The organism is Rhizobium sp. RAF36, assembly GCF_052114105.1.
Lineage (GTDB): Bacteria > Pseudomonadota > Alphaproteobacteria > Rhizobiales > Rhizobiaceae > Rhizobium.
Map to the genome: position 1 here is coordinate 345090 of NZ_JBFREC010000002.1, position 21069 is coordinate 366158.

Below are 21069 nucleotides of genomic sequence, written 5' to 3' on the forward strand. Positions count from 1 at the left end.
TCTCGCTTCCCAAAATGTTCGGCCAGTCCGCGCCGCAGGCCGCGGACGGTTCCGCCGGAGACAAGAGCCGTTACCAGGGCACGCTGATTGCGCGCGGTCTGACCAAGACCTATAGCACGCGGCGCGTTGTCAACGGCGTGTCGCTGGTGGTTCGCCGCGGCGAGGCTGTGGGTCTTCTCGGGCCGAACGGCGCCGGCAAGACGACCTGCTTTTACATGATCACCGGCTTGGTGCCTGTCGACGAAGGTACGATCGAGATCGACGGCAACGACGTCACGACGATGCCGATGTATCGCCGTTCGCGCCTGGGTGTCGGCTACCTGCCGCAGGAAGCCTCGATTTTTCGCGGCCTGACGGTCGAGGAAAATATCCGCGCGGTTCTCGAAGTGCACGAGAAGAACAAGGCAGCGCGCGAAAAGAAGCTCGACGAGCTGCTGGAAGAATTCCATATCTCCAAGCTCCGCAAGGCTGCAGCTGTTTCGCTGTCCGGCGGTGAGCGCCGCCGCCTGGAAATCGCCCGCGCGCTGGCGACCGACCCGACCTTCATGCTGCTCGACGAGCCCTTCGCCGGCGTCGATCCGATCTCGGTTTCCGATATTCAGAACCTCGTGCATCATCTGACGGCTCGCGGCATCGGTGTGCTGATCACCGACCACAATGTTCGCGAAACGCTGGGCCTGATCGACCGCGCCTATATCATCCATGCCGGTGAAGTGCTGACGCATGGCCGCGCGAATGACATCGTCAACAATCCCGAGGTTCGCCGCCTCTATCTTGGCGACAATTTCAGCCTTTGATTGGATTGAAGCCGGCGGAAATTCACCTTCCGCCATACTTGCGCTTGACCAAATAGAATAAAAAAGCAATTTTTGGGCCAACTGGATATCCGCGGCCCGAAATTCTTGTTTCGACGCGGTTTCCCGGAGGAAATGAACGGGAGTTTCGCGTCCGCCATGGCCCTGTCAGCCAATCTTTTCCTGCGACAGAACCAATCCCTCGTCATGACGCCGCAGCTGATGCAGTCCATTCAGTTGCTGCAGATGACGCATTTCGAACTCGTCCAGTTCATCGCCCAGGAAGTCGAAAAGAACCCGCTGCTGGAATTTCCGTCAAATGACGCGGAAACGGGCAGCGACCGCGACAGCGAAGATGAGGGGCACGCGCAGCATCAGGCCGAAGACGGCGATAGCGGCGACGCGCTCTCCGGCGACTGGTACGACAATGGCAGCGAAGGCCGTGTTAGCCATCTCGGCGACGAACTCGACGCCAATTATTCCAATGTCTTTCAGGATGACGGCGCGCCGCAGCGCGCCGATGCGCCGGAGCTTCTCAGCCAATGGAAATCGATGCCGGGCGGCTCTGAGGGCGAGGGCTATGATCTCGACGACTTCGTCGCTGGTCAGGTCTCGCTACGGGATCACCTCATCCAGCAGATTCCCTTCATTCTGACTGACGCTGCAGACCGGCTGATCGGTCAGCATCTTCTCGATCAGCTGGATGAGGCCGGTTATTTTCAGGGTGATATTGCCGAAGCCGCCGAACGCCTCGGCGCTGCAATGGCCGACGCCGAACGGGTGCTGGCCGAACTGCAGACGCTCGATCCCCCCGGCGTTTTCGCCCGCAATCTTGCGGAATGCCTGGCAATTCAGCTTCGCCAGAAAGACCGCTTCGATCCGGCGATGGAAGCCTTCGTCTCCAATCTCGAGCTTCTCGCGCGCCGCGATTTTGCGACCCTGAAGCGTCTTTGTGGCGTCGATGAGGAAGATCTCCTCGACATGCTGACAGAGATCCGCCAGCTGAACCCAAAGCCGGGCAGCGGCTTTGAGGCGGGCGTTTCAGAAGCGATCATGCCGGACGTCGTCGTGCGGCCATCGTCCGATGGTAGCTGGCTAGTGGAGCTCAATCCGGACACGCTGCCCCGCGTGCTTGTCAGCCAGGCCTATTTTGCGAATGTCACCAAGAATGGTGACGATCACGCCTTCCTCTCGGAATGTCTGCAGAATGCCAATTGGCTGACACGCAGCCTCGACCAGCGCGCCAAGACCATCATGAAGGTCGCGACCGAGATCGTCCGTCAGCAGGACGCCTTCCTGCTCCACGGGGTCGATCATCTGCGCCCGCTCAACCTGAAGACCATCGCCGACGCCATCAAGATGCATGAATCGACCGTCAGCCGCGTGACGTCGAACAAGTACATGCTGACGCCGCGCGGTCTCTTCGAGCTCAAATATTTCTTCACGGTGTCGATCAGCGCAGTGGAGGGCGGCGATGGCCATTCGGCCGAGGCGGTACGTCACAAGATCCGCGCGCTGATCATGCAGGAAAGCCCGGAAGCAGTGCTTTCCGATGACGATATCGTCGATATGCTGAAAAAAGGCGGCGTCGATCTGGCCCGCCGCACGGTCGCCAAGTACCGCGAAGCGATGAATATCGCCTCTTCGGTTCAGCGCCGGCGCGAAAAGCGTGCGCTGGCAAAGGTTGCAGGCTTCTAGGCGGACTCCCGCGGTTGGCGTTGACTTTTTGGTAACCTGCCTTTATTAGCCCGCCGCAATTGGCGCTGTGAAACAGCGTTCAGACTTATCCCCATCATCCTCAGGGCGCTTGAAGCACGAGACTTAAGCCGATCTTGCTTGAGTTTGCGTGAAGTGCTTGGATGAGAGGTAGGCTTGGCGTAAACTGGTACCGCAAACCACTATAAGAAGGGAAACTCCATGAGTGTGCGTGTATCCGGTAAACATATGGAAATTGGTGACTCGTTCCGTCAAAAGATCGAGGAGCAAATGGCCATGGCCGTCACGAAATACTTCGACGGGGGATATTCTGGTCAGGTGATCGTTGAGAAGTCGAGCTCGCGCTTCTCTGCGGATTGCAAGCTTCATCTCGATAGCGGGGTGGTGCTGCATGCTGCAGGAGAAGCAATGGATCCGCAGGTCGCATTCGATGCCGCCTCGGAACGCATCGAGAAGCGCCTTCGCCGCTACAAGCGGAAGCTGAAAGATCATCATGCCGGAAATCATCTGAACGGTTTTGCGGAAGTCGCCTATACGGTCATGGACGGCGTTCCTGACCACGAAGAAGAGGTTCCCGACGATTTTGCCCCGGCTATCGTAGCCGAGAGCACGAAGCAGCTGAAGACCATGTCCGTTGCGACCGCCGTGATGGCGCTCGACATGACGGACGAGCCGCTGCTTCTGTTCCGCAGCCCGGGCAAGGAACAGTTAAACATCGTTTACCGCAGGCATGACGGTAATATTGGCTGGATCGACGCAGCCAATATCAAGAGCTGAGATCGGGCGATGAGCGGCGCGTTGCGCCGCTCTTCCAATCACCCGGCTTTGGCGACAGAAGGAAAAAGAAATGGCATTGGCAGACCTGCTGCACCAAGATGCGATTATTCCCGCCCTCAAGGTAAATTCCAAGAAACAGCTGCTTCAGGAATTGGCGGCAAAGGCCAGCAAGATTACCGGCCTTTCCGAACGGGAAATCTTCGACGTCGTATTGCAGCGTGAGCGCCTGGGCTCGACGGGCGTCGGCAACGGCATTGCAATCCCGCATGGGAAAATTGCCAGCGTCCGCTCGATCGTCGGTGTCTTCGCAAGGCTCGAAAGCCCGGTCGATTTCGAAGCGCTGGACGATCAGCCCGTCGATCTCGTCTTCCTGCTGCTCGCTCCCGAAGGCGCGGGCGCCGACCATCTGAAGGCGCTGTCGCGTATCGCCCGTGTGCTGCGGGACCAGGATCTGGTCGCCAAGCTTCGCGCGACGGACTCTGCCTCGGCGATCTATGCCTTCCTCAACGAAGAGCAGGCCTCGAACGCCGCCTGAGATTTTCAAGTGCAGAAATGAAAGAGGCGCCCGGGATGACCGGGCGCCTCTTCTCGTTTGAGATGGGATAGCTCTCAGAACTCTTCCCAATTGTCCTGTGCGACTGCAGCCGAGCCATGGGCGACTGCGGCACGGCGCGGCGCCGGAGCGCGATAGGCCGGGGCAGGGGCCGCGGGAGCACGCATATGCTGGGCCGTTGCCCTGAGTGCCGCACTGTTTGCCTGGCCGGAGACGCGGAAGCGCAGTACGAGCGCCTTCAGTGTCTGTGCCTCGTCGTTGAGCGTGACGCTGGCTGCGGTCGCTTCTTCCACCATCGCGGCGTTCTGCTGGGTCACCTGGTCCATCTGGTTCATGGCCTGGTTGACCTCCTTCAGTCCGATCGCCTGCTCGCTGGCGGAGGCGGAAATCTGGCGGATCAGTTCGTTGATGCTCATCACCTGATCGGCGATCTTGTGCAGCGTGCCACCGGCACGGCCGACGAGATCGACGCCTTCCTTGACCTGGACGGCCGAGGTATTGATGAGCGTCTTGATTTCCTTCGCAGCACTCGCTGAGCGCTGCGCCAGTTCGCGGACTTCCTGCGCGACGACTGCAAAACCCTTGCCGGCCTCACCTGCACGAGCAGCTTCGACGCCGGCGTTCAGAGCAAGCAGGTTGGTCTGGAAGGCGATCTCGTCGATGACGCCGATGATGCGCGACACTTCGGTCGAAGACTGCTCGATGCCCTGCATCGAAGCGATTGCCTTCTGCACGACTTCACCAGACCTCTCTGCGTCCTCGCAGGCCAGGTTCACGTTCTCGGCAGCAGTCCGGGCGTTCTCAGCGCTCGAATTGACCTGTGCGGTCAGCTCGTTCAGCGCAGCTGCGGTCTCTTCCAGGCTTGCTGCCTGCTGTTCTGTACGCTTGGCAAGATCGGAGGCACTGTTGCTGATCTCGCTGGTGCCCGAGCCGATGTTGCCGACACTGAGGTTCATCGTGTTGATCGTTTCTTCGAGGCTGGCGAGTGCAGCGTTGAAGTCCTGCTTCAGCTTTGCATATTCGCCAGGGAACTCGTCGTTGATCCGGTGGCCGAGATTGCCCTGCGACAATTCGGAGAGACCGGCACCGACGATGGCAACGATCTGGCGCTGGAGCGCGACCGACTGCTGGCGCTCGCTTTCGGAGCGGCTGCGTTCGGACTCAGCGGCACTGCGCTGGCTGTCGGCCTCGGATTCGAGGCGGCGCGTATCGGCAAGCGCAAATCGGAAGCCCTCGAGTGCCTTGGCGACCGAACCGATTTCATCGGCACGCTCCTGACCGGCTACGGGCTGCTCGTATTGGCCATCGCTGAGCTTCTTGACGCCGGCGACCAGCTGGCCGAGCGGCTTCTGCACGAGAGAGCGGACGGCGAAATAGAGGGCCAGCATCACGGCGCCGAGCACCACGATGCCGCCGATGATCATCATGAAGGTCTGATCCTGCACCGGAGCATTGATGGCGCTGTGGGGCACGTCCACGAGTACGACCCAGGTGGCGTTGAGATCGGGAACGGCGAAGGGATAGACGACGCGATCGAAGGGCTCATAGCCGTCGAGCGAAAGATTCTTGACAACGCCAGGCGTCATCGAGCTCAGGGCGGACTTGACCTGGGCCGAACCCTCAGCATCGCCGTAGGGCTTCGACATCAGCTCCTTCGTCGGCGCGACGATCCAGTTGCCGTTCTGGGCAACCAGCGTCACACGGCCGGAGCCGAAAGGATGCAGGGCCTGCAGCTTGTCGGTCAGCGACTTCAGCGAGATATCGACGCCTTCGACACCGATCATCTTGCCGCCGGAAACGACGGGATAAGCGATCGAGGTCAGCAGCGTCGGGACATCCGTGCCTTCAGCAAGGTAAGGCGTGGTGATGGCACCCTTGCCGCTTTCGGCAGCGAGCTTCCACCATTCGGCCGTATAGTCGTTGTCGAAGGTCGAGAACTGGATCGCGCCATCCTTGGTCTTCGACCAGTAAGGCGTGAAAGCGCCAGCCTTGTTCGTGCCCTCGTCGAGCTTGTCGGCAATCTCGGTGGTCTTGCCGTCGAAGGCGCCGAGCTGTTCGCAGAACCAGCTACCGAACGCGAAGGCGTTCTTTTCGAGATTGGCCTTCAGGATATTGATGATGCCCTTGCGGTCGAAGTTGCCACCCTCGTGGCCACGGCCGACAACGCCGGACATGGAGCGCGCAGCACTCGCCAGTTCGCCGACATTGGCGGCGATTTCGTTGGCGATAGCTTTTGCCTCAAGATTCGCCTGGTCCATCGTCAGCGTCTGCACGCGGCTGCGCGTCTGATCGATGAGGAAAAAGTTTGATACAAAAAGGACGAGCGCGATGGCGACGCCGGTGATGACAATGAGTTTTGCGGCAAGCGACTTCATGCGGAAGATGAACATGGTGCCTCGGCGGGGCGACTTGCCGGACGAACATTTCCGGCACAGGCGAGGGTGAGCCGCACCGTCATGGAGCAGCCGTGCAAAAGTCCAGGCGCCGTTAAAATTGAAGCCTGACGATCGCCGGAAAGATCGCCAGAAATCTCTTAAATTTGAATGAAACTGTACGAATTGAACCCCTGAATTGCCTTGGCGGCGGAGGGTTTTCGTAGAGCGTATCGGAAACAGAAAAGTCTATAGCTTGTTTGCGACTTCGGCGCTGAGCGGGATCGACGGCTGGGCTCCCGCCTTGAGGCAGGCAAGGGATCCGGCAACGGCGGCGCGGCGCAGTGACGTCTCGAAATCGAGACCGTCGTTGAGGCTTGCGGCGAAATAGCCGCAGAAGGTATCGCCGGCACCGACGGTATCGACAGGCTCGATCTTCAGTCCTTTCGCCCGGACGAGTTCGCCATCGCGAATGGCAATGACGCCATCGGCGCCAAGTGTGACGATCAGCGTCTGTCCGGTTTCGCCGTGAAGGCGCTTCAAGGCGGCCTCGCGATCGCCAGCGGTCATGCCTTCTTGTCCGGCCAGAAGCTCGAATTCCGTCTCGTTGGCGATGACGATATCTGCCAGCCGCCCAAGGCGTGGTGCGTCGGCAATCAGCGGCGCGAGATTGAGTACGCTGCGGATGCCCTTCTTGCGGGCCGCATCGAGAGCCTTCTCGACGGCGGCCGGGGGAACCTCGAGCTGCAGCATGAGAATATCGTTGGGTTCCATTGCCGCAACCACGGCCTCAGCATCTTCGGGGCTGACGGTGCCGTTAGCGCCGGGAACGACCGCGATCATGTTTTCGCCGTCGCCGCCCACGAGGATCAGGGCGGTGCCGGTTGGGCCGTCCACATGATTGACCTTGGAAAGTCCGGTACCGGCTTCACTGAGGAGCGCGATGGCGGGGGCGGCGAATTCATCCTTGCCGACTGCGCCGGCCATGCTCACGGTGCTGCCTGCACGGCGCGCAGCAAGCGCCTGGTTGGCACCCTTGCCGCCGGCGGCAGTCGCAAAGCCAGTCCCAGCCACGGTTTCACCCGGCTTCGGCAGGCGCGCGGTGGTGGCGATGAGGTCCATGTTGATGGAGCCGAACACAGTGATCATGGTAGATGTCCCGTCCTTAAATTGGCGCGACACTGCCCGAAGGGCTCACTCCTCGTCAACCACCCTGAGCTTGAGAAGGCCTGTCCGGCTCTCGACCGATTTCGCTGCTGGCTGGTCTTCGCGTTCCGGTTTGCCGGTATCGCCCGTCGCTTCGAATTCGAGAGCCTCGATCTTCGAGCCACGCTTGGTCAGCTTGTCGGCGGAGGTGACGATCATGTCGACATCCTTCTGCGCCATGGCGAAATGCCCTTGCAGCTTGCGCACACGCTCATCGAGGCGGCCGAGATCGTCCATGAGGTTCGCGACTTCACCCTGAATGACATGCGCCTGTGCGCGCATACGCTGATCCTTGAGAACCGCCTGGATCACCTGGATCGACAGCATCAGCAGGGAAGGAGACACGATGACAATCCGGGCGCGATGCGCCTTCTGGATGATCGGCTCGAAATTCTCGTGGACCTCGGCAAAGATTGATTCCGAGGGAACAAACATGAAGGCCGTATCCTGGGTCTCGCCCTGGATCAGATACTTTTCCGAGATATCGCGAATATGCACTTCCATATCGCGCCGGAACTGCTGGGAGGCGATCTTGGTGGCATCCGGGCCGCCGGCGTCGCGAATGGCGTTCCAGGCTTCGAGCGGAAACTTGGCGTCGATGACGAGCGGCGGTGCGCCATTCGGCATCTTCACGGTGCAGTCCGGCCGCGAACCGTTCGACAGCGTCTGCTGGAAGGCATAGGCGCCCATCGGCAGCCCATCGGCAACAATCGTCTCCATGCGCGATTGGCCGAAGGCACCGCGTGTCTGCTTGTTGGAAAGGATCGCCTGAAGGCCGACGACGTCCTTGGCAAGCATTTGGATGTTGTTCTGGGCAACGTCGATGACGGCAAGCCGCTCCTGCAGCTTCTGTAGGTTTTCATGGGTCGATTTCGTCTGTTCGGTGATCGTGTGGCTGACCCTCTGCGACATGCCATCAAGACGCTGGTTGATCGCCTGATTGAGCTCTGCCTGCCGCGTGCCGAACACTTCCGCCATGGTCGAAATGCGGCCCTGCATCTCCGCCTGGATTTTCAGAAGCTCCGACATGCGCATATCGGCTTCCGCCGATCGGATCGCGGCTTCCTCATTCTGCTCGCGCCGCAAGTTGCTGCTTCTGAACAGCAAGAAGACGAGGACGACGACCATCGCGGCGATGGCGCCGCCTGCGATGGCGAGAATGGCCGGATTGACGGCGGCAAGCGAGATGGTGAGCGAGTCGGCAGAATTGTTCATCCGGCCACCATAGCAAACTTCAAACCATTGACTAGATCAAAACGTGAACGAATCCACAGGTAGCTTTGGTATGATCAAAAGGCCGCAGTCCACTTTGGGAGAGGGACGACAAATCGTGGCCATGCTTAACGATTGCTCAACCATATTTTAGAAATGTCTCTGCCGAAACAGATCCTTACCGCGCATCGCGCAGACAGAGAACATCATGAGCAGCCAGCAATCGCAATCCGACCTCAAGCAGCGCCTCGACTTCATCGAGCTCGACGATGCTGCGCGCAAGACGATGAGCGAGATCCGGCCTGTCATCAGCTCGCTGGTCGGCGGTGCGCTTGACAAATTCTATCAGAAGATCGCCAAGACCCCGGCCGTTGCCAGCTTCTTCTCCGACAAATCCCATATGGGCCACGCCAAGAAGGCGCAGGAAAACCATTGGGCCAATCTGGCTGGTGGCAATTTCGACGAAACCTACGTGAAGGGCGTCACCGCAGTCGGCCGCACTCACGCCCGCATCGGCCTGGAGCCGCGGTGGTATATCGGTGGCTACGCGATCGTCATGTCCGAGCTCGTTAAGGGCATCATGGACAAGCAGTGGCCGTCGATGTTTGGTCGCCAGCAGGGCAAGGTACTGGCCGAGAAGCTTTCCGCCGTCATCAAGGCAGGGATGCTGGACATGGACTATTCGATCTCCGTCTATCTCGAGGCATTGGAAGAAAAGCGCCGCAAGCTGGAGGAGGACCGCGCCAAGGCGGAGGCCGACCAGACCATGGCGCTCGACCATCTGCGCCGCGGTTTGGAAGCGCTCTCCGCCGGAGACCTCGATGCCAAGCTGCCTACCGACCTTCCGGGCAATTTCAAGCATATGGCCGACGACTACAATCGCGCCGTCGCTGCGCTGCGCACGTCATTCGGCTCGGTTCGTAGCAGCTCGGCTGAAATCCTGCGGGGCACGGACACGATCTCCAAGGCTGCCGACGATCTGGCGCTTCGGACCGCACAGCAGGCTGCGGGCGTCGAAGAAAGCTCAGCGGCGCTCCAGCAGCTGTCCGTCAGCGTCGGGCTGACCGCCGCCAATGCCGAGAAGGCCTCGGATGCGGTGCGTGAAACACAGCAGCGTGCGAAGAATTCCGGCGAGCTTGTGAACAGCGCCGTTTCCGCCATGGCCGGTATCGAGAAGTCGTCGGATGAAATCGCCAAGATCATCGGCGTCATCGACGAGATCGCCTTCCAGACCAACCTTCTGGCGCTGAATGCCGGTGTCGAAGCGGCACGTGCAGGCGAAGCAGGCAAGGGCTTCGCGGTCGTCGCCCAGGAAGTCCGCCAGCTTGCCCAGCGCACTGCAGAAGCGGCAAAGGAGATCAAGAACCTGATCTCGCAGAGCTCTGCACAGGTGGACCAGGGCGTCGGCATCGTCAGCAGCACCGGCGAAGCACTGGGCGACATGATCAGCCGCATCGACATGATCAATCATGTGGTCGCTGAAATCGCCGCCGCCGCTCGCGACCAGGCGACTGGCGTAAACGAGGTCAGCGTTGCCATCCGCAACATGGATACGATCACCCAGCAGAATTCCGGCATGGTCGAGCACACCTCGGCCGAGACCCGCCGCCTGCGCGGCGAAGTCAGCAATCTGATGGAGCTGCTGCAGCGCTTCGGTACCCGGATGGAAATGCGCAGCAGCGCTCCCAGCCGCCGTGCAGCCTGAGACGAATACGGCAATTTTCCGGAGGCGCGCATAAAAAAGCGCCTCCGGCACTTCCGGGATAATTCCCTCGCTTAAAAAGATAGGTTATGGGAACGCCATGACCATCAAGCCACTTATCATTCTTCCCGATCCCGTTCTCCGCCAGGCTTCCAAGCCGATCGAGCGCGTCGATGGCGAGCTGAAGCGTCTCGCCGACGATATGCTGGAGACCATGTACGATGCCCCCGGCATCGGCCTTGCCGCGATCCAGATCGGCGTTCCGCGCCGCATGCTGGTTATCGATGTAGCGCGCGAAGGCGAAGATAAGCAGCCGCAGGTGTTCATCAATCCGGAGATCCTCAAGTCTTCGGAAGAGCGTTCCGTTTATGAGGAAGGCTGCTTGTCCATCCCGGATTATTACGCCGAGGTCGAGCGCCCTGCCGTCATCACGCTGAAATATCTCGACCGGGACGGCAAGGAACAGACCATCGACGCCGACGGCCTGCTGGCCACCTGCCTGCAGCACGAGATCGATCACCTCAACGGTGTGCTGTTCATCGACCATATCTCGCGGCTGAAGCGCGAAATGGTGATCAAGAAGTTCACCAAGGCTGCCAAGTCCAAGGTCCTCTGATCTGTGCATTGAACCTGTGGGGCTGGCGCGTTATGATATCAGCGATATCATGACGGAGGTGCGGGCATGGGTGATCTTCTGATCCGCGATATTTCCGACGCGATGAAGCGGGATATTGCTTTGCGCGCCGAGAAGAACGGCAACAGCCTTTCCGACGAGGCGAAAAACCTGCTGCAGAAGGCGATGGTTGATATCTCGGACAACGATGCGCCGGCGCGGTCCGCCCTTGATGGCTTTCGCGAAATATTCTCACCGCTGACCGAAGATGAGCAAGAAGAATTCGCAGGGATCATGGACGAGATCGAAGCGGAGCGGAAGAGGGACTTTGGCCGGCCTCTTGAGGGCTTCGATTGATCGTTCTCGACACCAATGTGATCTCGGAGATTGCCAAGCCGGCTTCGAATTCGCGTGTGCTCGCATGGGCTGCTGCCCAGTCCGAAGACCGTCTTTACCTCTGTGATGTGGTCCTTATGGAGCAAGCGTACGGAGCCGAGCGAATTTGGCTTCGTGACAAATCTCCTCGCTACCGTGAAGTACTCGATCGGCTACTGGCCGTTTACAGGGGGCGAATACTTGCTTTCGAACGACATACTGCGGTCGAAACAGGCAGGCTCCGTGCCCGCCGTGAATCGATCGGCAGGCCGATCTCGGTCCAGGACGCGATGATCGCCGCAATCTGCCTGTCTCATGGCGCGGCCCTGGCCACCCGCAACATAAAAGACTTCGAGGGGCTTGATCTCAAGCTGGTAAACCCGTCTGAAGACGGTTGATCGTTAACGGCGGAATAGAATGTCACTTCGCATCATCTTCATGGGGACGCCCGAATTTTCCGTTCCGACGCTGCGCACGCTCGTCGATGCTGGGCATCGGATCGTTGCCGTCTACAGCCAGCCGCCGCGGCCAGGCGGCCGCCGTGGGCTCGACCTGCAGAAATCGCCGGTCCATCAGGCTGCCGAACTGCTGGGCCTGCCGGTCTTCACGCCGGTGAATTTCAAGGACCCCGAAGAGCGGGAAAAATTTCGTGCTCTTGGCGCCGACGTTGCCGTTGTCGTTGCCTATGGGCTGCTGCTGCCGGAAGCTATCCTGACCGGCACGCGGGACGGCTGCTACAACGGCCATGCGTCTCTCCTGCCGCGCTGGCGCGGCGCAGCTCCGATCCAGCGGGCGATCATGGCAGGCGATACCAAGACCGGCATGATGGTGATGAAGATGGACAAGGGCCTGGATACCGGCCCTGTCGCGCTCACCCGCGAAGTCGAGATCGGCCCGAACATGACGGCTGGAGAGCTGCACGACAAGTTGATGCACACCGGCGCCAAGGCGATCGGCGAGGCGATGGTGGCGCTGGAATCCGGCAATCTGCCGCTGGTGCCGCAGGCCCAAGAAGGCGTGCTCTACGCCTCGAAGATCGACAAGGGCGAGACGCGCATCGATTTCAACAGGGACGCCGAAGCCGTTCACAATCATATTCGTGGACTGGCGCCGTTTCCCGGTGCCTGGTTCGAACTGGAGAGTGGTGGCAAGTCCGAGAGGATCAAGGTGCTGGGCTCTGAACTGGCAACCGGCGAGGGCGCTGCTGGAGAGCTTCTAACCGGCGATCTCGTCGTTGCCTGCGCAACCGGCGCCATCAGGCTTACTCGTTTGCAGAAAGCCGGCGGCAAGCCGCTCGCGGCGCCAGACTTTCTGCGCGGCACGCCGCTTTCGCCCGGCACAAGGCTCGCCTGATGCCGCGCTACCGGATGACCGTCGAATATGACGGCGCGCCTTATGTCGGTTGGCAGCGCCAGGACAACGGCCCATCGGTCCAGGGCGCGATCGAGGCGGCAATCCTGTCGCTGAGCGGCGAGACGGTTTCCGTCCGGGGCGCAGGACGCACCGATTCCGGTGTCCATGCGCTCGGTCAGGTAATTCACGCGGATCTCTCCAAGGAATGGGCTGACTTCAAGCTTCAGAACGCATTGAACGCGCATCTGAGATTGGCCGGCGAGCGGGTGTCGATCATCGATGTCCTGGCCGTGCCCGAATTCTTCGATGCCCGTTTTTCGGCGCTTCGCCGTCACTATCTCTACCGGATCATCACCCGCCGCGCGCAGCTTGCGATCGAAGCGGGCAAGGCTTGGTGGGTGCCGAAGACACTCGACCATAAAGCGATGCATGAGGCGGCCCAGAGGCTGGTCGGCAATCACGATTTCTCTACCTTCCGGTCGGCTCACTGCCAGGCCAAGAGCCCGGTGCGCACGCTGGACAGGCTGGATGTCACGCGTACAGGCGAGCTGATCGAGATACGGGCGACAGCGCAGAGCTTTCTCCACAACCAGATCCGCTCCTTCGCTGGAACGCTGAAGCTGGCGGGTGAGGGCAAGTGGACGCCGGATGACGTGCAGGCAGCCCTCGAAGCCCGCGACCGCAAGGCTTGCGGGCCGGTAGCGCCGCCGGATGGGCTTTATTTCATGCAGGTCGATTATCCGGAGGTGATTCCGGACAGACGCAAGGGAGCAGATAGCGATGACGGTGACGATCTATCATAACCCTGCCTGCGGAACCTCGCGCAATACTCTGGCGATGATCCGTCAATCAGGCGAGGAGCCCGTTGTCATCGAATATCTGAAGACGCCGCTTTCGCGGCACGAGCTTGCGGCGCTGATTGCGAAAATGGGTGTTCCGGTGCGCGATCTGCTGCGCGAGAAAGGTACGCCTTACAGCGAATTGGGCCTTGGCGATCAATCTCTCTCCGACGGTCAGTTGCTCGATGCGATCGTAGAGCATCCAATCCTGATGAACCGGCCGATCGTGGTGGGGGCAAAAGGCGCGGCGCTTTGCCGCCCTTCGGAACGGGTGCTGGATCTTCTTCCCAATCCGGATATCGGCCTATTCACCAAGGAAGATGGCGAAGTCGTGCCCGCGCGGGGTCAGGCGGGATAGATCCCGAGAAACTTCTGAAGATATTCGGCAAGCATCATCGTCGGCACCAGCAGCGCCAGCGTCAGCGCCCCGACCATTAGGCCGTGTCCATGGAAGATCATCCGCAGGATGCGCGCCAGAATGAAGACCTGCGCGATCATCAGGATCAGCAGCAGAATAGAGACGACGCTCACCGTTCCCGGAATGAAGAAGACCAGCGCCAGCAGCAGGCCGTTGATGTAGGAGAGCGGCACGCCCAGCCAGTTGACGCTGACGACGACTGCGGCAAAGCGGTTGCCCATCTTGAAGATCAGCAGCAAAAGCCCGGCCAGCACTAGCGGCGCGAACCAGTTCGCCACCTCCACCATTCCAAGACGGAGGTAAAAGGGCAGCCCGACATCGTAATGCGGCGGCATCGTCTGCAGGAAAGCCTGACGCCACCAGAGCCAGGAAATGCCCATCGGCGGCAGGCACCAGACCATGGCCCAAAACGAGCGGTTCACGCCCCGGTCAGAGACGTCAAGGAAGCGGAAGCCGCGCGGATCCATACGGATCAGCAGCCAGAGCCCCGCCAGATAATATTGGACTTCCCTAAGCCCCGGCATTCTCGAACCAGCGCTCGATGAAGGTTTCGTAGATGACTGTCAGCGTCTCCAGATCGGCGACTGCAACGCGCTCATCGACCATATGCATGGTCTGGCCGACGAGGCCGAATTCAACCACGGGGCAATAGTCCTTGATGAACCGCGCATCCGACGTGCCGCCCGTCGTAGACAGCTTCGGCGCCTTGCCGGTGACGCTCTCGACGGCGGAAGACAGAGACGCGATCAGCGCGTTGTTGCGGGTCAGGAAGACATGGCTGGGACGATCAGCCCAGACGATCTCGTAGCGAACAGCATCACGGCCCGGCCGCAATGCGCCCTCGGCAGCGGCGGCATCGAGACGCCGGATGATGTCGGCCCGCAGCGTGTCGGCGGTCCAGGTGTCGTTGAAGCGGATGTTGAAGCTCGCCGTCGCTTTCGCGGGAATGACGTTGGTTGCCGGATTGCCGACATCAACCGTCGTCACTTCGAGATTGGACGCCTGGAAACTTTCGGTGCCGTTGTCGAACGGTGGATCCATCAGTGCCGTCGTCAGCTGCAGCAGGCCGCGAACCGGATTGTCGGCGAGATGCGGATAGGCTGCGTGGCCCTGGACGCCGTGAACGGTGATCTTGCCCGACAGCGATCCGCGCCGGCCGATCTTGATCATGTCGCCAAGCGCATCCGGATTGGTCGGTTCGCCGACGACGCAGGCATCCCAGCGCTCGCCGCGCTCTGCCGCCCATTGCAGCAGCTTGGTCGTCCCGTTGATCGAAGGTCCCTCTTCGTCGCCGGTGATCAGGAAGGAGATCGAGCCCTTGGGCGCGCCGTGCTTTTCGATATGTCGCGCGACTGCCGCCACGAAGCAGGCGATGCCACCCTTCATATCCACCGCGCCGCGGCCGAACATCTCGCCACCGGCAATCTCGGCGGAGAAGGGCGGGTGTGTCCAGGCCGCCTCATCACCAACCGGAACAACATCGGTATGGCCGGCAAACATCAGGTGCGGGCCGTCGTTTCCGATGCGCGCATAAAGGTTTTCGACATCGGGTGTCCCGGCCTCGGTCGCCATCACCCTATCGACCTTGAAGCCGAGCGGCGACAGCATCGCATCGAGCGCCGAAAGCGCACCGCCTTCAGCCGGCGTGACGGATGGGCAGCGGATAAATGTCTGGAGATTGACGACGGGATTGGTAGCGGTCATGACGGTCGAATTATCCGGCGGGGATGGCAAAGAAATGGCGAGGCGAATGCCGCCTCGCGTTAAAAAGAGCGCCGTCTGTTTACCGGATCGATGTCCGGCTGTCACTTCAAGCTTAGTCGCGCAGCAGCTCGTTGATGCCGGTCTTCGAGCGGGTCTGCTCGTCGACGCGCTTGACGATCACCGCGCAGTAGAGATGCGGTGCCGGAAGGCCGTTGGCCATGGTCTTGTTGCCCGAGGGCATCGAGCCTGCGACGACGACGGAGTAGGGCGGCACTTCGCCATAGGTGACTTCGCCGGTGGCGCGATCGACGATCTTGGTGGACTTGCCGATATAGACGCCCATGCCGAGCACCGAGCCTTCGCGGATGATGCAGCCTTCGACGACTTCCGAGCGGGCGCCGATGAAGCAATTGTCCTCGATGATCGTCGGGCCGGCCTGCATCGGCTCCAGCACGCCGCCGATGCCGACGCCTCCCGAAAGATGCACATGCTTGCCGATCTGCGCGCAGGAGCCGACCGTCGCCCAGGTATCGACCATCGTGCCTTCGCCGACATAGGCGCCGAGGTTGACGAAGGACGGCATCAGCACGACGTTCTTGGCGATATAGGCGGAGCGGCGGACGATGCAGTTCGGAACGGCGCGGAAGCCGGCGTCACGATACTGGTTTTCGCCCCAGCCTTCGAACTTCGAGGGGACCTTGTCCCACCAGGTCGAGTTGCCCGAGCCACCCTTGACGACTTCCATGTCGTTCAGGCGGAAGGAGAGCAGCACGGCCTTCTTGAGCCACTGATTGACCGTCCAGGCGCCGTCAGCGCCGCGTTCGGCGACGCGTGCCTTGCCGCCATCGAGCAGTTCGAGCGCAGCTTCGACCGCATCGCGGATTTCGCCCTTGGTCGAGAGGCTGACGCTGTCGCGGTTGTCGAAGGCCGCTTCGATGGTCTTTTCGAGGGATGCAAGATCGGTGGCGCTCATGAGAATTCCTTAAACTTCGAACTTTATCCTGAAGCCTACAGGGCCTCCGGGAATTGTGATCGGCGGGATGCGATCTGCTCTATCGCATGGGCGCCCAAAATGGAATGATTTTTCGAACCAGATCGTTTCTGGATTCAAGGCGTTAAAGACGCGTTTGGTAAGGACTGAAAGGCATTTTTGAATGGCGAAGGGTAAGAATGGCAGGCTCCGGCGTAAGGATGGGGTCTGGGATCCGCTGAAGACCAGCGAAACGGACAAGGATCGCGCCCGCGCCGTACCGAAAACACCGCAAACGCTCTCCCCGTCCTATCGTCTTGCCTATGTCGACGAGGATTTCCTCTGCCGCGAGGAACTGCGGCCGATCCGCCTGCAGCTCGAGTTGCTGAAACCGGAAATGCTGCTGGCCGAGCGTGGCATCAAATCGACGGTCGTGATGTTCGGTGGTGCCCGCATCCCAGCGCCCGGCCAGAGCGCCTGGGCAGCACGCAACGATGTGCAGCGGGTCAATCTGGAAGCGGCGTCGGTCTATTACGACGAGGCCCGCAAGTTCGCCCGCCTCTGCTCACGTTATTCGGCGGCCCACGATTTCCATGAATATGTGATCGTCACGGGCGGTGGACCGGGCGTGATGGAGGCCGGCAACCGCGGCGCTGCCGACGAAGGCGCACCGTCGATCGGTCTCAACATCGTCCTGCCGCACGAACAGGCGCCGAACGTCTATGTGACGCCGGAGCTCAGCTTCAACTTTCACTATTTTGCGATCCGCAAGATGCACTTCATGGTGCGCGCCAAGGCGATCGCGGTGTTCCCCGGCGGCTTCGGCACGCTCGATGAATTCTTCGAGTGCCTGACGCTGATCCAGACCGGCCGCATGGAAAAGATGCCGCTGATCCTGTTCGGTGAAAAGTTCTGGCGGACGATCGTCAATTTCGAGGCGCTTGCAGAGTTTGGGACGATCGCGCCTGACGACGTCAAGCTCATCAGTTTCGTGGAAACGGCCGATCAGGCCTGGAAGATCATCCAGGATTTCTACGAACCACATGAATAAGAAAAACCCGCCGCGCAAGCGGCGGGCTTCCTGTTTCCTCCCTTAGAGGAAAGGGCGATCAGGCATGTCGTCGATCGAAATGAAGCCGTCCTTGTTGGTATCCAGGCGGGTAAAGAGCCGGGTCATCGCATCTTCGGCTTCCTGCTTGGAAATCTGGCCGTTCTCGTCCTTGTCGACGCGCCGCATCATCGAGGCGAACATCATGTCGCCGCCGTGGCGCTTGCCCCAGCGGTGGCCGTCCGGTCCGCCATGCGGGCCCTTGCCGTCGTTCTGTGCCATCTGCTGATCGTCGCCGCCATCCTTCTTGGCGTCCTTGTGTGCATCGCGCCAGGCCTTGATCTGCGTCTGATGATATTCGCGAATTTCGCCCGGCGTCAGGCTGCCGTCATTGTTCTTGTCGGCGGCTGCGAAGATCTTGTCGACGCCGTCGATCGCTTCCTGCTTCGAGATCTTGCCGTCCTTGTTCTCGTCGAACTGCTTCAGCATGCGCACGAAGGCGATCTCGCGGAAAGCGGCGCCGCGCGGCCCGCCCATCATCTCGCGATGGTGCTGCGGCCCATCGGGGCGATGGCCGGGAGCAGCAAAGCTCGCGCCTGCGGCACCGGCGATCAAAACGGCGGAGAGGCCTGCCAGGATAAGCTTGTTGCGGTACATGAGACTTCCTTTCGGTTCGTATCCCTTCACGACCAAAAGGTAAGGCTGCGGTTCCGGAAAACCCAATTAAACCTAGGTAAGCTGGATGAAACTTTCGTAAGTCAGCCGGTAATCTTGGCCAGGAATGTGGTCAGATCGTCGGTGACGAAATCGATGTGATCCTCCTCGCCGCTGGTCTTTTCCCACCATTCGACAACCGTGTCTTCAAGGTTGTTCGGCACCAGGAGAACGGTGCTCATCCCAAGCGCCTTCGGCACAACGAGATTGCGCGGCAGGTCCTCGAACATCGCCGCCTTCTTGGTCTCCACCCGCTTCAAGGCCGTAAACTTGTCATAGGTCGCCTGCGCCGGCTTCGGCACGAAATCGGCGGCGACGATGTCGAAGATGTCGTCGAAATGCTCGAGGATACCGAGCGCACCCGCCGCCATCTCCGCATGCTTGACGCTGCCATTGGTGAAGATGAACTTGCGCCCCGGCAGCGCCTTGATCGCGTCTCCAAGCTCCGGATGCGGCGACAGCGTCGTATAGTCGATCGCGTGCGCCTTCTCCAGAAAGTCGTTCGGATCGATGCCGTGATGGATCATCAGACCCTGCAACGTGGTGCCATGGTCGTAATAATACTGCTTCTGCAGCTTGCGCGCCTCATCCCGCTCCATCTGCAGCAGTGCCGACACATAGGCCGTCATGTTCTTGTCGATCTGCGCGAAGAGATTGATGTGATGCGGATAGAGCGTGTTGTCGAGGTCGAAGACCCACTCGCTCACATGCTCGAAGTCGGATTTTTCAGGGGTGCGATCGATCTTTGTCATGCGCGTCTTATGGCATGAGCCCGGGATCATCGACAATCGAAAATAGACGCCCGATTTCGGGCGGACGGCGGTTCGGCGGGGTGGTAGAAAGGCTTCATGCTGTTCGATCTGCCCGATGATGACGCGCTCTACGATGCGCTGATTGCCCGAAGCTCCGATTACGAGGGGCTCGCCTATGCCTGCGTCAAGACGACCGGCGTCTTTTGCCGGATGACCTGCCCGGCGCGCAAGCCGAAGCGGGAGAACACGCTCTTTTGCGGCTCGATTTCAGCCTGCATGCAATCGGGCTTCCGGCCGTGCCAGCGGTGCAGGCCGCTGGAGCAGGCGGGGCGGGAGCCTGTTGTCGACGATCTCCTGAAGGCGCTCGACCGTGATCCTTCCGCGCGCTGGACGGAGGATCGCCTCGCCGATCTCGGCTACGATCTCTCGACTGTGCGCCGCGCCTTCAAGCGCGCGCTCGGGATGACTTTTCTTGACATCGCCCGCTACCGCAGGCTCGGGCAGGCCGCCAAGCAGATCGCCGATGGCGGCCGCATCATCGATGCGCAGCTCGATGCAGGCTATGAATCGGCCAGCAGCTTTCGCGCCGCCTTTCACCGGATGATCGGCATGGCGCCTGTTATCGTCCAGAACCGCGCGCTGCTCTTTGCGGATATCTTCGATGCGCCTCTCGGGCCGATGATTGCGGTGGCCGACCAGACGCATGTGCATCTCCTCGAATTTCATGACCGCAAGGCGTTGCCAAAAGAGCTGGAGAGCCTGCAGCGGAAGACGCGCTCCACCGTTGCCGCCGGGCGTACGCCCGCGATTGAACGAATCGAGGCGGAGATGAAAGCCTATTTCGCGGGGCGGCTGAGGGAGTTCGAAACGCCGCTCGCGCTTGCGTTCGGAACAGCTTTCGAGCGGGAGATATGGTCGAGGCTGATGCGCATCCCCGTGGGCGAGACACGCGCTTATGGCGACATCGCCCGCGACATGGACAATCCGCACATCTTTAGAGCCGTTGGGCGCGCGAATGGCGCCAACCAGATTGCCGTCGTCATCCCCTGCCATCGGCTGATCGGCGCGGATGGATCGCTGACCGGCTATGGCGGCGGCCTCTGGCGCAAGCAGTGGCTGTTGAAACACGAAGCAGAAATGCGGGCAGCGAGACCCGAAATGGAGGAAGCATCATGAACCAGGCGGATAAGGCAAAGGCATTCGAAGCGCTGCACCGGAAGGGAACGCCCGTCGTTCTCTACAATATCTGGGATGCCGGAACGGCAAAGGCGGTTGCCGAAGGTGGCGCCAAGGCGCTGGCGACCGGCAGCTGGTCGGTGGCTGCGGCGCAGGGCTATGCGGACGGGCAGAAGCTGCCGATGGATGTGCTCATCGCCACCGCCCGGTTGATCGCTGCGTCAACCGATCTGCCGCTCTCCGTCGATTTTGAAGGCGCCTATTCGGAAGAGCCGGATGGCGTCGCGGCCAATGTTGCCAAGGTCATCGATACCGGGGCTATCGGCATCAATTTCGAGGATCAGGTCGTCGGCGGCAAGGGGCTGCATTCCCCGGAAACGCAGGCGGCCAAGATCAGCGCGATCCGCGCCATGGCCGATTCCCGCGGCATTCCGTTTTTCATCAATGCCCGCACGGATCTTTTCCTGGCAGAGAGCGATCCGTCGAAACATGCCGCTCTTGCCGATGAAGCAATCGAGCGCAGCAAGGCCTATGCGGCGGCCGGTGCCCGCGGGTTCTTCGTGCCGGGCCTTGCTGATGCCAGGCTGATCGAGAAGATCTGCGCGGCATCGCCGCTGCCTGTGAACATCATGATGCGGGCCGGCGTGCCTGACGTGAAGACACTCGCAAGCCTCGGCGTAGGCCGGGTCAGCTATGGCCCCGGACCTTACCGGGCAATGATGGAAAAGCTGAAGGAAGCCGCGGCAGCGGTTTACGCCGCCGCGCCTTGATCGGT

The 21069-nt window shown here is 60.7% G+C and carries 22 protein-coding genes; 14 read left to right on the forward strand and 8 right to left on the reverse strand.

All coding sequences use genetic code 11. The annotated features are described in order from the left end of the window. Positions 1 to 14: 14 nt before the first annotated feature. The 4 genes from lptB (at position 15) to ptsN (ending at position 3822) form a co-directional block, all read left to right on the forward strand. A complete protein-coding gene (gene lptB / locus AB4Z25_RS07620) occupies positions 15 to 797 on the forward strand; it encodes an LPS export ABC transporter ATP-binding protein (RefSeq protein WP_112385271.1) in 783 nt (260 codons plus the stop codon). 156 nt (positions 798 to 953) lie between these two features. Further along, the gene (rpoN, locus tag AB4Z25_RS07625) at positions 954 to 2492 is read left to right on the forward strand and encodes an RNA polymerase factor sigma-54 (protein ID WP_112538438.1); all 1539 of its coding nucleotides are present in this window, start codon (positions 954 to 956) and stop codon (positions 2490 to 2492) included. Positions 2493 to 2711: 219 nt separating this feature from the next. Beyond that, positions 2712 to 3287, forward strand: a complete 576-nt coding sequence (hpf, locus tag AB4Z25_RS07630; RefSeq protein WP_112385273.1) for a ribosome hibernation-promoting factor, HPF/YfiA family — start codon at positions 2712 to 2714, stop codon at positions 3285 to 3287. Positions 3288 to 3357: 70 nt separating this feature from the next. After that, positions 3358 to 3822 (forward strand): PTS IIA-like nitrogen regulatory protein PtsN, encoded by a 465-nt coding sequence (gene ptsN, locus AB4Z25_RS07635; RefSeq protein WP_112385274.1) that lies wholly within the window; start codon positions 3358 to 3360, stop codon positions 3820 to 3822. Positions 3823 to 3896: 74 nt separating this feature from the next. Here the strand turns inward: ptsN and AB4Z25_RS07640 are convergent, their stop codons facing one another. The 3 genes from AB4Z25_RS07640 to AB4Z25_RS07650 all read right to left on the reverse strand — a co-directional run bounded on the left by AB4Z25_RS07640 (position 3897) and on the right by AB4Z25_RS07650 (position 8633). Beyond that, on the reverse strand, positions 3897 to 6230 hold the full coding sequence (locus AB4Z25_RS07640; RefSeq protein ID WP_112538439.1) for a methyl-accepting chemotaxis protein: 2334 nt from the start codon (positions 6228 to 6230) through the stop codon (positions 3897 to 3899). Positions 6231 to 6461: 231 nt separating this feature from the next. Continuing rightward, positions 6462 to 7361, reverse strand: coding sequence for a ribokinase (locus AB4Z25_RS07645; RefSeq protein WP_112538440.1), 900 nt, complete (start codon positions 7359 to 7361; stop codon positions 6462 to 6464). A 45-nt stretch (positions 7362 to 7406) separates the two neighbouring features. Then, positions 7407 to 8633 carry a DNA recombination protein RmuC gene (locus AB4Z25_RS07650; protein ID WP_112385277.1) on the reverse strand — a complete coding sequence of 409 codons (1227 nt, stop codon included), beginning with the start codon at positions 8631 to 8633 and terminating at the stop codon, positions 7407 to 7409. A 205-nt stretch (positions 8634 to 8838) separates the two neighbouring features. Between AB4Z25_RS07650 and AB4Z25_RS07655 the strand changes: the two genes are divergently transcribed. The 7 genes from AB4Z25_RS07655 (at position 8839) to arsC (ending at position 13870) form a co-directional block, all read left to right on the forward strand. After that, on the forward strand, positions 8839 to 10335 hold the full coding sequence (locus tag AB4Z25_RS07655) for a globin-coupled sensor protein (protein ID WP_112538441.1): 1497 nt from the start codon (positions 8839 to 8841) through the stop codon (positions 10333 to 10335). Between the two features lie 97 nt (positions 10336 to 10432). Then, complete coding sequence (def, locus tag AB4Z25_RS07660) at positions 10433 to 10948, forward strand: peptide deformylase (protein WP_112538442.1); 516 nt, start codon at positions 10433 to 10435, stop codon at positions 10946 to 10948. Positions 10949 to 11014: 66 nt separating this feature from the next. After that, positions 11015 to 11302 carry a FitA-like ribbon-helix-helix domain-containing protein gene (locus tag AB4Z25_RS07665; RefSeq protein ID WP_112538443.1) on the forward strand — a complete coding sequence of 96 codons (288 nt, stop codon included), beginning with the start codon at positions 11015 to 11017 and terminating at the stop codon, positions 11300 to 11302. After that, positions 11299 to 11718 (forward strand): type II toxin-antitoxin system VapC family toxin, encoded by a 420-nt coding sequence (locus tag AB4Z25_RS07670; RefSeq protein ID WP_112538444.1) that lies wholly within the window; start codon positions 11299 to 11301, stop codon positions 11716 to 11718. The genes AB4Z25_RS07665 and AB4Z25_RS07670 overlap by 4 nt, the downstream gene beginning before the upstream one ends. Before the next feature lie 19 nt (positions 11719 to 11737). Further along, entirely contained in the window at positions 11738 to 12673 is a 936-nt protein-coding gene (gene fmt, locus AB4Z25_RS07675; RefSeq protein WP_112538445.1) for a methionyl-tRNA formyltransferase, read from the forward strand. Continuing rightward, entirely contained in the window at positions 12673 to 13476 is an 804-nt protein-coding gene (gene truA, locus AB4Z25_RS07680; RefSeq protein WP_112538446.1) for a tRNA pseudouridine(38-40) synthase TruA, read from the forward strand. The genes fmt and truA overlap by 1 nt, the downstream gene beginning before the upstream one ends. Continuing rightward, entirely contained in the window at positions 13454 to 13870 is a 417-nt protein-coding gene (gene arsC, locus AB4Z25_RS07685; protein ID WP_112538447.1) for an arsenate reductase (glutaredoxin), read from the forward strand. The genes truA and arsC overlap by 23 nt, the downstream gene beginning before the upstream one ends. On the opposite strand, the gene AB4Z25_RS07690 is transcribed toward arsC, so the two are convergent. The 3 genes from AB4Z25_RS07690 to dapD form a co-directional block, all read right to left on the reverse strand. Continuing rightward, a complete protein-coding gene (locus AB4Z25_RS07690; protein ID WP_112385285.1) occupies positions 13858 to 14454 on the reverse strand; it encodes a hypothetical protein in 597 nt (198 codons plus the stop codon). The genes arsC and AB4Z25_RS07690 overlap by 13 nt on opposite strands. Next, entirely contained in the window at positions 14441 to 15634 is a 1194-nt protein-coding gene (dapE, locus tag AB4Z25_RS07695) for a succinyl-diaminopimelate desuccinylase (RefSeq protein WP_112538448.1), read from the reverse strand. The genes AB4Z25_RS07690 and dapE overlap by 14 nt, the downstream gene beginning before the upstream one ends. Positions 15635 to 15746: 112 nt before the next feature. Beyond that, positions 15747 to 16607 carry a 2,3,4,5-tetrahydropyridine-2,6-dicarboxylate N-succinyltransferase gene (gene dapD / locus AB4Z25_RS07700; protein WP_112538449.1) on the reverse strand — a complete coding sequence of 287 codons (861 nt, stop codon included), beginning with the start codon at positions 16605 to 16607 and terminating at the stop codon, positions 15747 to 15749. Between the two features lie 181 nt (positions 16608 to 16788). Between dapD and AB4Z25_RS07705 the strand changes: the two genes are divergently transcribed. Continuing rightward, on the forward strand, positions 16789 to 17655 hold the full coding sequence (locus AB4Z25_RS07705; protein ID WP_112385288.1) for an LOG family protein: 867 nt from the start codon (positions 16789 to 16791) through the stop codon (positions 17653 to 17655). Between the two features lie 42 nt (positions 17656 to 17697). On the opposite strand, the gene AB4Z25_RS07710 is transcribed toward AB4Z25_RS07705, so the two are convergent. Together AB4Z25_RS07710 and AB4Z25_RS07715 are read right to left on the reverse strand one after the other, a co-directional pair. Further along, positions 17698 to 18309 carry a calcium-binding protein gene (locus AB4Z25_RS07710; RefSeq protein WP_442207922.1) on the reverse strand — a complete coding sequence of 204 codons (612 nt, stop codon included), beginning with the start codon at positions 18307 to 18309 and terminating at the stop codon, positions 17698 to 17700. Between the two features lie 101 nt (positions 18310 to 18410). Then, entirely contained in the window at positions 18411 to 19118 is a 708-nt protein-coding gene (locus tag AB4Z25_RS07715) for a pyrimidine 5'-nucleotidase (protein WP_112538633.1), read from the reverse strand. A gap of 96 nt (positions 19119 to 19214) precedes the next feature. On the opposite strand from AB4Z25_RS07715, the gene AB4Z25_RS07720 reads away from it, so the two are divergent. Beyond that, positions 19215 to 20294 carry a trifunctional transcriptional activator/DNA repair protein Ada/methylated-DNA--[protein]-cysteine S-methyltransferase gene (locus tag AB4Z25_RS07720; RefSeq protein ID WP_112538451.1) on the forward strand — a complete coding sequence of 360 codons (1080 nt, stop codon included), beginning with the start codon at positions 19215 to 19217 and terminating at the stop codon, positions 20292 to 20294. Continuing rightward, entirely contained in the window at positions 20291 to 21064 is a 774-nt protein-coding gene (locus AB4Z25_RS07725; protein ID WP_112538452.1) for an isocitrate lyase/PEP mutase family protein, read from the forward strand. Before AB4Z25_RS07720 ends, AB4Z25_RS07725 begins: the two co-directional genes overlap by 4 nt. The last annotated feature ends 5 nt before the right edge of the window (positions 21065 to 21069 follow it).

What these genes read in the sequence shown, in the direction of transcription:
- ptsN (WP_112385274.1), top strand. Translation starts at nt 3,358, where the DNA reads ATGGCATTGGCAGACCTGCTGCACCAAGATGCGATTATTCCCGCCCTC.
- dapD (WP_112538449.1), bottom strand. Translation starts at nt 16,607, where the DNA reads ATGAGCGCCACCGATCTTGCATCCCTCGAAAAGACCATCGAAGCGGCC.
- truA (WP_112538446.1), top strand. Translation starts at nt 12,673, where the DNA reads ATGCCGCGCTACCGGATGACCGTCGAATATGACGGCGCGCCTTATGTC.
- AB4Z25_RS07690 (WP_112385285.1), bottom strand. Translation starts at nt 14,454, where the DNA reads ATGCCGGGGCTTAGGGAAGTCCAATATTATCTGGCGGGGCTCTGGCTG.
- arsC (WP_112538447.1), top strand. Translation starts at nt 13,454, where the DNA reads ATGACGGTGACGATCTATCATAACCCTGCCTGCGGAACCTCGCGCAAT.
- rpoN (WP_112538438.1), top strand. Translation starts at nt 954, where the DNA reads ATGGCCCTGTCAGCCAATCTTTTCCTGCGACAGAACCAATCCCTCGTC.
- AB4Z25_RS07715 (WP_112538633.1), bottom strand. Translation starts at nt 19,118, where the DNA reads ATGACAAAGATCGATCGCACCCCTGAAAAATCCGACTTCGAGCATGTG.
- AB4Z25_RS07720 (WP_112538451.1), top strand. Translation starts at nt 19,215, where the DNA reads ATGCTGTTCGATCTGCCCGATGATGACGCGCTCTACGATGCGCTGATT.
- lptB (WP_112385271.1), top strand. Translation starts at nt 15, where the DNA reads ATGTTCGGCCAGTCCGCGCCGCAGGCCGCGGACGGTTCCGCCGGAGAC.
- AB4Z25_RS07665 (WP_112538443.1), top strand. Translation starts at nt 11,015, where the DNA reads ATGGGTGATCTTCTGATCCGCGATATTTCCGACGCGATGAAGCGGGAT.
- AB4Z25_RS07705 (WP_112385288.1), top strand. Translation starts at nt 16,789, where the DNA reads ATGGCGAAGGGTAAGAATGGCAGGCTCCGGCGTAAGGATGGGGTCTGG.
- AB4Z25_RS07725 (WP_112538452.1), top strand. Translation starts at nt 20,291, where the DNA reads ATGAACCAGGCGGATAAGGCAAAGGCATTCGAAGCGCTGCACCGGAAG.
- AB4Z25_RS07650 (WP_112385277.1), bottom strand. Translation starts at nt 8,633, where the DNA reads ATGAACAATTCTGCCGACTCGCTCACCATCTCGCTTGCCGCCGTCAAT.
- fmt (WP_112538445.1), top strand. Translation starts at nt 11,738, where the DNA reads ATGTCACTTCGCATCATCTTCATGGGGACGCCCGAATTTTCCGTTCCG.
- AB4Z25_RS07710 (WP_442207922.1), bottom strand. Translation starts at nt 18,309, where the DNA reads ATGTACCGCAACAAGCTTATCCTGGCAGGCCTCTCCGCCGTTTTGATC.
- hpf (WP_112385273.1), top strand. Translation starts at nt 2,712, where the DNA reads ATGAGTGTGCGTGTATCCGGTAAACATATGGAAATTGGTGACTCGTTC.
- dapE (WP_112538448.1), bottom strand. Translation starts at nt 15,634, where the DNA reads ATGACCGCTACCAATCCCGTCGTCAATCTCCAGACATTTATCCGCTGC.
- AB4Z25_RS07640 (WP_112538439.1), bottom strand. Translation starts at nt 6,230, where the DNA reads ATGTTCATCTTCCGCATGAAGTCGCTTGCCGCAAAACTCATTGTCATC.
- AB4Z25_RS07645 (WP_112538440.1), bottom strand. Translation starts at nt 7,361, where the DNA reads ATGATCACTGTGTTCGGCTCCATCAACATGGACCTCATCGCCACCACC.
- def (WP_112538442.1), top strand. Translation starts at nt 10,433, where the DNA reads ATGACCATCAAGCCACTTATCATTCTTCCCGATCCCGTTCTCCGCCAG.
- AB4Z25_RS07655 (WP_112538441.1), top strand. Translation starts at nt 8,839, where the DNA reads ATGAGCAGCCAGCAATCGCAATCCGACCTCAAGCAGCGCCTCGACTTC.